The sequence below is a fragment of the Amycolatopsis pigmentata genome (assembly GCF_042684065.1).
Lineage (GTDB): Bacteria > Actinomycetota > Actinomycetes > Mycobacteriales > Pseudonocardiaceae > Amycolatopsis_E > Amycolatopsis_E pigmentata.
The window spans coordinates 235,970-242,864 of record NZ_JBHUKR010000024.1 but is presented as its reverse complement, the minus strand read 5'-3'; the positions used below and the strand labels follow the sequence as shown (position 1 = coordinate 242,864).

Genomic DNA, 6,895 nt, shown 5'->3' with positions numbered 1-6,895 from the left:
CCGGAAGCTAAGCCCACCAGCGCCGATGGTACTGCACCCGACAGGGTGTGGGAGAGTAGGACACCGCCGAACACCAACCCCACAAAAGGGGCCCCCAACGGGGGCCCCTTTTGTGCATTCACACCGCTTGATGCCGGCCGTGCTCGGCGCCCCTTCCTGCTACCAGCGGTTCGGGTTCCGGCCCCCAGCGCCGAACTCGACATCACACCGCCCGTAGCGCAGTGGCAGCCCCAGCTCCCAGTGCGCCCGCTGACCACCTACGACCCGGCTCACCGTGGAATGTTCACCTACGCCCACCCATTCGACCGGCCGTGACCACCACACCTCCACCACAAACGCAGCAAGGTGGCTTTACTACGGATAGTCCGTAGTAAAGCCACCTTCCTCACGCTCAAGACCGTCCCGCGAGGCCCGACTACTTGCCAGACCGGAAAGAAGTGAGTACTTTCCAAGTAGGCAACTAGTCGAAGGAGGCACCGTGAACACACAGGACGAGCAGGCGCAGGCAGCGGAGGCGCTGGCGGCGGTCCGGCGGCACCAGGAGCGGGCACGGCAGGCGGCGCAGGTGCCGTGGTGGGCCTACGTGGCGATGTTCGTCTTGATCGCCGGCGTGACGGCGATCAACGACTTCGTCGATCTGACCGGCGCCAAGGTGCTCTCGGCGGTGGTCTTGTTCCTGCTCATCGTCGTGGTCGTGACTACCTTCTTCACCCGCACGTCGACGCCGCTGAGCAAGATTCGCGGAGTGGAGGCACGGCAGTCGTTCGTCCCATGGGTCTTCGGCGTCGTCGCCGTCGTCGGAGGCGCGGGCGGGGTGCTGCTCGCCCGCTACGGCACCGGCCTGGCCGACGACATCGCCGGCGCGGTCGGTCTGCGCGACTATCCGAACACCGTCACGGGTGTGCTCTTCGGCGCCGCGGGCACCGCGCTCTTCGCCCTGGGGCGACTGCTGCTCGCGATCTCCCAGCGTGGAAGCGACTCATGACGTCCGTACCACCGCCGGGCCGGACAGCGGGGCTGGATCGCCTCCTGTCCGACCCGACCCGATTGGCCATCATGTCCGTCCTGTGCGCGGTGGAATGGTGTGAGTTCGCGTTTCTGCGGGATTCGGTTTCGCTTTCGGATTCGGCTCTTTCCAAGCAGTTGACCACGCTCAAGAATGACGGACAGATCGAGCAGCGGCGGACCTATACCGGCCGAGTCCCCAAGACCACCGTGCGGGCGACCGATGATGGGCGGTACCGGTTCCGCAAGCACGTCGAGGCGTTGCGGACGATCGTCGAGCAAACCCCGCGTCCGGAGCCTGGCCCCGCCTAAGCGCCGCACGACGCCGGCCCCATGCGGAGTCGGCGTCGTTGCCGTCTCAGGCGCTGGACTCGCGGTCGAGGATCGCGTTGACCGCTTCGCGGAGTTCGCGGAGCCGGGTCGAGGCCGCCGAGCGGGAAGCGTCGAGGGCGGCGACATCGGCCACGGGTTCGGTCACCTGAAGGTAGGTCTTGAGCTTCGGCTCGGTGCCCGACGGACGGACGACGATCCTGATACCGGCACCGCTGATGCGCACCGCGTCCGTTTCGGGCAACAGATCCTCCGTGGTCACGGGTACGCCGGCGAGCTCGTCCGGAGAATGGGCTCGCAGGGTGTTCATCAGTTTGGTCCGTACCGCGAGATCGGTCACTCGCACGGAGAGCTGGTCGGTCAGATAGACGCCGTGCCGCACGGCGAGGTCGTCGAGCACGTCGAGCGGCGAACGTCCGGCCGCTTTCAGGGTCGCCGCGAGATCGCACGCCAGCACCGCGGCGGCGATTCCGTCCTTGTCACGGACGAAATCCGGGTTGACGCACAGGCCGATCGCCTCTTCGTAGGCGTAGACGAGCCCCTCGCCCGCGCGGACGAGCCATTTGAACCCGGTCGGCGTCTCGGCATAACGTGCGCCGTGTGCCGCGGCGATCCCGGCGAGCATCGACGAGGACACGATCGTCGTGGCCACCAACGGGTTTTCGATGTCCGATGTGGACAAGACGTGTTCACCCAGCAGAACACCGGTTTCGTCGCCGCGGAGCATGCGCCACGTGCCGTCGCGATCGCGGAGGCCGAGGGCGCATCGGTCGGCGTCCGGATCGAGGGCGATGGCCAGGTCCGCGTCCACCGCTGACGCGCGCGCCAGCAGCAGGTCGGTCGCGCCGGGCTCTTCGGGGTTCGGGAACGGTACGGTCGGAAAGTCCGGATCGGGCGTGGACTGCTCGGCGACCAGGTGGACATCGGTGAACCCGGCCATTTCGAGAGCACGCGTCAGGACGTCGGCGCCAACGCCGTGCAGGGCTGTCGCGGCCACTCGAAGGCTGCGCGCTGTTCCCCGCGGCAGCGCCGACACTTTTGTCAGGTACGCCTCGAGAAGGTCCTCGTCGACGACCTGTGCGCCGCGACCTCGCGGCACCCGGAAGGCCTCCGGCGCCTGCGCGGTCGCCGCTTCGACCTCTCGGTCGGTAGGCGGCACTATCTGTGCCCCGCTCCCGTCGTAGAGCTTGTATCCGTTGTCCGACGGGGGATTGTGAGACGCGGTGATCTGAATTCCCGCCGCCGCCCCGAGGTGCTTCACGGCGAACGCGAGCACAGGGGTCGGCAATGGCCGGGGCAGCACGCGGACCTCGAACCCGGCGGCGTGCAGCACTTCGGCGGCCGCGGTGGCGAAACGTTCCGAACCATGCCGGGCGTCCCGGCCGACGACCACGATCCGGCCGAATCGTCCGTGCTGTGCGAGCCAAGAGGCGACTCCGGCGGTAGTACGGATCACCACCGATTCGTTCATTCCGTTGGGCCCCGCTCGGACCGGGCCGCGAAGCCCGGCGGTGCCGAAGGCGAGCGAACTCCCCATTCGGTCGGCCAGGTCAGCGACCGCCTCCGGCGCGCCCGCCAGTGCCTGGGCGAGAACCGACTGCAGCTCCTCGCGTGAGTCCGGCGCGACATCATTGGCTATCCAACGGAAAGCGCGGTCCCTCAAATCAGGCGTAAGCCGGAAATTTTCGGTCATTGTTTCAGCGTACGGGCTAACGTTGTCACCCATGCGGGTCCTGTTCTGTAGTCTCCCTGCCTACGGCCACATTTACCCCTCGATTCCGTTGGCTCTGGCCACCCGTGACGCCGGTCATGAGGTGGTGTACGCGACCGACAGTTCGTCGCACCAGAGCCTCGAGGCCTTCGCGCTCGATGTGGCGCAGGTGGGAATCTCGGTGAGGCAAGCATTTGTCGAGGCCAGCGGCGGCGCGGTGCATCCGTCGGGCATGTCGCCGGAGCGGCAGGCCGAACTCACCGGGACCGTATTCGGCAGCTTGCTGCCCCGTGCCTTCTTCGCGGACCTCGGGCCACTGCTGGAGCGCATGAAACCCGATCTCGTCGTCAACATGGCCGCGAATTTCGGTGCCTTCCTGGCGGCCAAACACGCCGGGATTCCCAGCGTCTGGCACAGTCCCGGATGGATCGCGTACGGCGAGATGGGCGCCTCGCTGCCCGCACAGTTGACCGCCACCGCGAACGATGTCGGCGTCGAGTACACGTCAGGTTTCAATCCGTACACCGACAGCCCTCTCCTCGACATCCGTCCGGCTTCCCTCCAGGATGAGGCCTTTCTCCGGGCGACAAACCCGATTCCGTTGCGGCCGGTGCCGATAAGCGAGCCGGGTGACCTGCCCTCTTTTGTCACCGACCGGGTTCGTTCGCGGCCCCTGATCTACCTCACCCTCGGCACCGTGTTCGGGGCCGTTCCGGTGTTGCGGCAGGCCATCGAGGGTCTCGCCACCCTGGACGCGGACGTGATCGTGGCGGCCGGGCCGAGCGTCGACGTCGCCGCGCTGGGCCCGATCCCGGATCGTGTCCGGGTCGTCGGCTGGGTGCCGCAAGCGGACTTGCTTCCCCACGTCGACCTCGTCGTGCACCACGGGGGCAGCGGGACCATGCTCGGCGCCCTCGCGGCCGGTGTGCCGCAGTTGGTGCTCCCTCAGGGAGCCGACCAGTTCGGCAACGCCGAAGCCGTCGAAACCACGCGGGCCGGAGCCGCGATCAGACCCGCCGAGCTGACCGCCGACAGCGTGGCCACGAAAGCGAAGCGCCTGCTCAGTGATGACGCGGCCCGCGCCGCGGCGCGGACGGTCGCCGCCGAGATCGCCGCCATGCCTTCCCCGGAAGCCACCGTCGACGTGCTCAGCCAGCTCGCCTCCTGACCGGCAGCTCAGGCGCGGGTGATGAGGGCGCGCAGGAGGGTGCCCAGGCGGCCCGCGGCGGCGCGTCCCGCTTCGAGGACCTCGACGTGGTCGAGCGGCTCGCCGGTCATTCCGGCGGCGAGATTGGTGACCAGCGAAAGGCCGAAAACCTCGATACCGGCGGCGCGGGCGGCGATCGCTTCCAGCACCGTGGACATCCCGACCAGATCGGCGCCCAGGGTGCGGAGCATCCGGATCTCCGCCGGTGTCTCGAAGTGCGGACCGGGCAGTCCGGCGTAGACGCCGTCCGCCAGGCCCGGCTCGATCTCGCGGGCGAGGTCGCGCAGCCGGTGCGAGTACAGGTCGACGAGGTCGACGAAGTTCGCTCCGGTGATCGGCGAGGTGGCCGTCAGGTTGAGGTGGTCGCTGATGAGCACCGGCTGGCCCACCTGGAATCCTTCGCGCAGGCCGCCCGCCGCGTTGGTGAGCAGGACCGACTTGACCCCGGCGGCCGCGGCGGTCCGCACGTTGTGCACCACCCGCGCGACGCCTTTGCCTTCGTAGAGATGCGTGCGACCGAGCAGCACCAGCGCTTGCTTGCCGTCCACGTCCACCGATCGCACCGTGCCGCCGTGCCCGACCGCCGTCGGCTTTTCGAAGCCGGGCAGGTCGCCGAGCGGGATTTCCGCGACCGGAGTGCCGAGCGCGTCGGCGGCGGGGCGCCAGCCCGAGCCCAGCACCACGGCGATGTCGTGCTTGGCGATCCCGGTGCGGTCGGCGATCACGGCCGCCGCGGCGCCGGCGAGGTCTTGTTCGCTCATTCCGAGAGGATATCCGCCGATCGGGTGGCGGGGCGCGCGGCGAAAAACCACCCCATCGGGCGGGAGTACGGCGTCAGCTGACCAGCTTGAACGTCGGCGCCATGCGATCGAAAAGCGCGGCCTTCGCGGCCTGCTCCTGCTCGATCGGGACCGTGACGCTCACCGTCCACAGGCTGTCGCCTTCGCGACGGGTCTTCGCGAAGGTCGTCCTCGTGATCTGGCCACCCTCACCCGAGGAGATCGTCCGGTAGGTGATCAGCATGTTACTGGGAGTGGACTGCGCCACCGCGCTCAACACCTTGACGTTGCCGCTGCGGGTCAAGCCGGCCAGGTAGAGCTGAATGCCGGTGTCCGCCTGGGCGAAATAGGTGGGGAAGTGATCCACCGCGAGCATCTGCGTGCCGTCCGGCGATACCCACTGGACCAGGGTCGACGGCGGGAGTCCGTCACCGGCCTGGGAACTGGTGAACCGCTGCCACTCCGTCGGCGCCTCGATCGTGAACTTGGCGTCCTGGCCGCGCACGCTGGACGCGTTGCCCTCTTTGACCTCGAAGCGGAGGGGCGCCGACTGCGCCGGTGCCGAAGGAGCGCCGGTGGCCGGGGTGAGCGGCTGGCCGCCGATGGCTCGCGCCGCGACGAAACCCCCCACCGCGGAAACGAGGAACAACACGATCGCGGTAACGGTCAGCACGGCACCGGCCAAGCCACGGCGCTGCGGCCGTCCAGGTCCCACGACGGGGCTCGCGGCCGGTTGTCCGGTCGGCTGGAAGGGCGGCGGGCCCGGGTCCGCCGCGAGCCCGCTGCCGGAATTCTCCGCACGCTGGAACGGCAGCGGCCCCGGCTCCGCGGCGAGCCGGCTGCCCGAATTCTCCGCTCGCTGGAAGGGCAGCGGCCCGGGGTCGGCGGCGAGCCGGCCTCCGGAATCCGTGGCCGGCGGCACCGGCGTGGGGGCGGCCTTGATCTCCCGGGTGTCGGTCGCCTCGGAACGCCGTCCGCTCGCCTTGCGGAACATCTCCGGCCCGAACAGCACCCTGGGTGCCTTGGTGAGCAGCGGATACAGCTGCCGGCGGACCTCACGCAGCGGCATCCGCGCGTGCGGGTGCTTCGCCATCAGCCCGGTGATCACCGGGCTGAGCGGCCCTGGACCCGGCCGTGGCACCTCACCCTTGACCACCTTGCCGACCGTCTCCAGCGGGTCGCCGTCGACGTCGTAGGGCGGACGGCCTTCGACGACGTGGAAGAGCGTCGCGCCCAGTCCCCACAGGTCGGCGGCGGGGGTGACCGCGCGTCCGGAGGCGACCTCGGGGGCGATGTAGGCCGGCGAGCCCAGCGTCATGCCGGTGCGTGTCATGGTCGCTTCGGACACGTTGCGTGCGATGCCGAAGTCGGTGAGTTTGATCCGTCCGTCGTCGGCGACCAGCACGTTCCCGGGCTTGACGTCGCGGTGCGTGATGCCGGCGTCGTGTGCGGCCTCCAGCGCCGCGGCGACCGCGTCCGCCACCGCCGCAGCCTGCTCGATGGTGAGCGGACCGTGGTCGCGCAGCAACTCGGCGAGGCTGTGCGAGGGCAGCAGCTCCATGACGACGAACGGCTCACCGTTCTCCCGGGCGACGTCGTGCAGCACGATCACGTTCGGGTGAGACAGCACGGCGATCGCCCTGGCCTCACGAAGCGTTCGTTCGCGTAACTCGTCCGCTTGAACTGTGGTCACGCCCGGTGGCAGTCGGATCTCCTTGACGGCCACGGGCCGGTGAAGGAAATCGTCGTAGGCCGACCAGACGGTGCCCATCGATCCGGAACCCAGCACGGAGCGCAACCGGTATCTCCCGGCGACCACTCGTGGCTCTTCCTTGGCTGAGGACACGGCTCCTATTGTGTCAG

6 protein-coding genes are annotated in these 6,895 nt (G+C 68.9%); 3 read left to right on the top strand and 3 right to left on the bottom strand.

Annotation, left to right across the window (positions count from 1 at the left end; translation table 11 throughout):
* The first annotated feature begins 478 nt into the window (after nt 1-478).
* Both ACFSXZ_RS37985 and ACFSXZ_RS37980 read left to right on the top strand, forming a co-directional pair.
* Entirely contained in the window at nt 479-985 is a 507-nt protein-coding gene (locus ACFSXZ_RS37985) for a hypothetical protein (protein WP_378271048.1), read from the top strand.
* Nucleotides 982-1,317: a winged helix-turn-helix domain-containing protein gene (locus tag ACFSXZ_RS37980; RefSeq protein WP_378271046.1), complete on the top strand. Its 336-nt coding sequence runs from the start codon at nt 982-984 to the stop codon at nt 1,315-1,317. Before ACFSXZ_RS37985 ends, ACFSXZ_RS37980 begins: the two co-directional genes overlap by 4 nt.
* A gap of 46 nt (nt 1,318-1,363) precedes the next feature.
* On the opposite strand, the gene ACFSXZ_RS37975 is transcribed toward ACFSXZ_RS37980, so the two are convergent.
* Nucleotides 1,364-3,028, bottom strand: a complete 1,665-nt coding sequence (locus tag ACFSXZ_RS37975; RefSeq protein ID WP_378271044.1) for a phospho-sugar mutase — start codon at nt 3,026-3,028, stop codon at nt 1,364-1,366.
* A gap of 31 nt (nt 3,029-3,059) precedes the next feature.
* Between ACFSXZ_RS37975 and ACFSXZ_RS37970 the strand changes: the two genes are divergently transcribed.
* Nucleotides 3,060-4,214, top strand: coding sequence for a glycosyltransferase (locus tag ACFSXZ_RS37970; protein WP_378271043.1), 1,155 nt, complete (start codon nt 3,060-3,062; stop codon nt 4,212-4,214).
* Nucleotides 4,215-4,222: 8 nt separating this feature from the next.
* On the opposite strand, the gene ACFSXZ_RS37965 is transcribed toward ACFSXZ_RS37970, so the two are convergent.
* Nucleotides 4,223-5,014, bottom strand: a complete 792-nt coding sequence (locus tag ACFSXZ_RS37965; RefSeq protein WP_378271042.1) for a purine-nucleoside phosphorylase — start codon at nt 5,012-5,014, stop codon at nt 4,223-4,225.
* Nucleotides 5,015-5,087: 73 nt separating this feature from the next.
* On the bottom strand, nt 5,088-6,851 hold the full coding sequence (locus tag ACFSXZ_RS37960; protein ID WP_378271079.1) for a serine/threonine-protein kinase: 1,764 nt from the start codon (nt 6,849-6,851) through the stop codon (nt 5,088-5,090).
* Between the last annotated feature and the right edge of the window lie 44 nt (nt 6,852-6,895).